Origin of the sequence: Mesorhizobium sp. M7A.F.Ca.AU.001.01.1.1 (genome assembly GCF_004022735.1) — a bacterium.
Classification (GTDB): Bacteria; Pseudomonadota; Alphaproteobacteria; order Rhizobiales; family Rhizobiaceae; genus Mesorhizobium; species Mesorhizobium ciceri.
Map to the genome: position 1 here is coordinate 1 of NZ_RZPF01000992.1, position 1,747 is coordinate 1,747.

The window sequence follows — 1,747 nt, forward strand, 5'->3', positions numbered from 1 at the left end:
CGTCATAGACATGCAGATTGCCGAAAGCGGCCGGGCTGTCGCGCGAGACGATCGCCGAGCCGGCGGTCATGGTCAGCGCCATACCGCCCTTGGCCTTCTCGGCATGGTAGAGCCGGTATCGCTGTTTCGGCATGCCGTCCTCGGAATAGGCCGGCTCATGGCTGGTCGACATGACCCGGTTCTTCAGCGTCAGATGTTTGAGCTGGTAGGGCTGGAGAAGCGGATCGTTGGAGGTCATCGTCTTCCTGCGGTTTCAAATTGTGCTAATGAGCGGCAAAATTCGTTTTCAAGCATGTCGTCCCGCACGCACTCCGGGCGCATGCGACAAGGATTGGGCCCATGATCGATACCAAAACTCTCACCCAGCTCGGTGCGCACGTCGAGACGCCACAAAGCCCCGAAGCAGCGGTTCTGGAGACCGTACCGTTTTCGCGCGGCGACGGGCCGCCGGCGATCGTGCGCTTCACCTGCCCGGAATTCACCTCGCTGTGCCCGGTCACCGGCCAACCGGACTTCGCCCATATCGTCATCGACTACGCACCCGATGCGGCTCTGGTGGAATCGAAGTCGCTCAAGCTGTTCATGACCTCGTTTCGCAACCATGGCGCCTTCCATGAAGACTGCACCGTCATGATCGGCCGCCGCATCGTGGCGGCAACCAAGCCGCTGTGGTTGCGCATAGGCGGCTATTGGTATCCACGCGGCGGCATTCCGATCGATGTGTTCTGGCAAACCGGCGCTCCGCCGGAAGGCGCCTGGCTCCCCGACACCGGGGTGGCGCCCTATCGCGGGCGGGGTTGAGCTCGCCCATCATTCGCACTGATATTGGCTGAGTGCCCATTCGCCGGTCACCGACAACAGGTCCGTGATCTTCCAGTCGCCATCGACCTTCTTGAATTTCCATTCCAGCCGGTGCGGGTTGCCCGATATGACGAAGGCGACGATGACCTTGGCCTGGTCACCGTTGATCGCCTCGAGCGTCTTCAGGCTCTTGTCTATCTCGGCCTTGTCGTAATCGGCATTGTCGAGCGCCATGTTGGGGTCGAGGCACTCGCCCTGCCCGGATTTGCGCAAGGCGTCGCTCTTGTCGAGCACGGTTTTGGCTGGATCGATGAAATGGCTTCGCTCGGCCGGATCGATCTCCAGCCCGACCTGATCGTAAAACGGCCGCACAACGGCGGTCGGCGAGCCCGGCTGGATCGGTGCGGCGGGCGCGGCTTCGGCCGGCGACCATCCAACCGGCGGCGTGGCCGGTTCTGCCGCTCCGCCCGGCGCATTTGCGGGCGGTGCAGCGCTGTCGCTCGGCTGGGTGTCGGCCGGGGCGTTTGCCGGCGGCGCACCCAACAAGCCTTGCGCGGCGGCGCCGCTCAGAGCCGCCAGCAGGCACACACCCGACAGTGCCACGAACCGGCGGTGGGCCATCGCTTCACTCCGGCGTCTGGCCGGCCATGCATTCCAGCGCGCTGAGCGTCCAGTCGCTGGTTTTGGAAGCGATGTCCGATATCTTCCACTTGCCGTCGATCTTCTTGAGCGACCAGAGCATTTCACGTTTGGAATCATCGCCTTCCGGAAACAGGCTGAAGGATGCCGTGACCTGTGCGTTGTCGCCATCCTGCTTCTCAGACAGTTTCAGCGTTTTCGAGACGGTTTTCTGATCGAAATCCTGAGCGTCGAGACCAGGATCGAAATCGATGCAGGCGACCTGGTCCGGGTTCTTTTTCGTTGCCTGGTCGTTCAGGTCGAACAG

The 1,747-nt window shown here is 62.4% G+C and carries 3 protein-coding genes and 1 pseudogene; 1 reads left to right on the plus strand and 3 read right to left on the minus strand.

Going from position 1 to position 1,747, the window contains the following annotated elements:
* Positions 1-238 (minus strand): annotated as a pseudogene (locus EN884_RS34970) (N-methylproline demethylase); the annotation flags it as partial.
* A gap of 101 nt (positions 239-339) precedes the next feature.
* On the opposite strand from EN884_RS34970, the gene queF reads away from it, so the two are divergent.
* The gene (queF, locus tag EN884_RS34975; RefSeq protein ID WP_010915503.1) at positions 340-801 is read left to right on the plus strand and encodes a preQ(1) synthase; all 462 of its coding nucleotides are present in this window, start codon (positions 340-342) and stop codon (positions 799-801) included.
* Between the two features lie 9 nt (positions 802-810).
* Here the strand turns inward: queF and EN884_RS34980 are convergent, their stop codons facing one another.
* Positions 811-1,422 (minus strand): hypothetical protein, encoded by a 612-nt coding sequence (locus EN884_RS34980; RefSeq protein ID WP_013532329.1) that lies wholly within the window; start codon positions 1,420-1,422, stop codon positions 811-813.
* A gap of 4 nt (positions 1,423-1,426) precedes the next feature.
* Positions 1,427-1,747, minus strand: a 321-nt coding sequence (locus EN884_RS34985) for a DUF3828 domain-containing protein (RefSeq protein ID WP_128361085.1), incomplete at its 5' end; no start/stop codon positions are given.

Bases quoted from the DNA above. Each gene is read 5' to 3' on its own strand.
- queF (WP_010915503.1), top strand. From the start codon at position 340: ATGATCGATACCAAAACTCTCACCCAGCTCGGTGCGCACGTCGAGACG.
- EN884_RS34980 (WP_013532329.1), bottom strand. From the start codon at position 1,422: ATGGCCCACCGCCGGTTCGTGGCACTGTCGGGTGTGTGCCTGCTGGCG.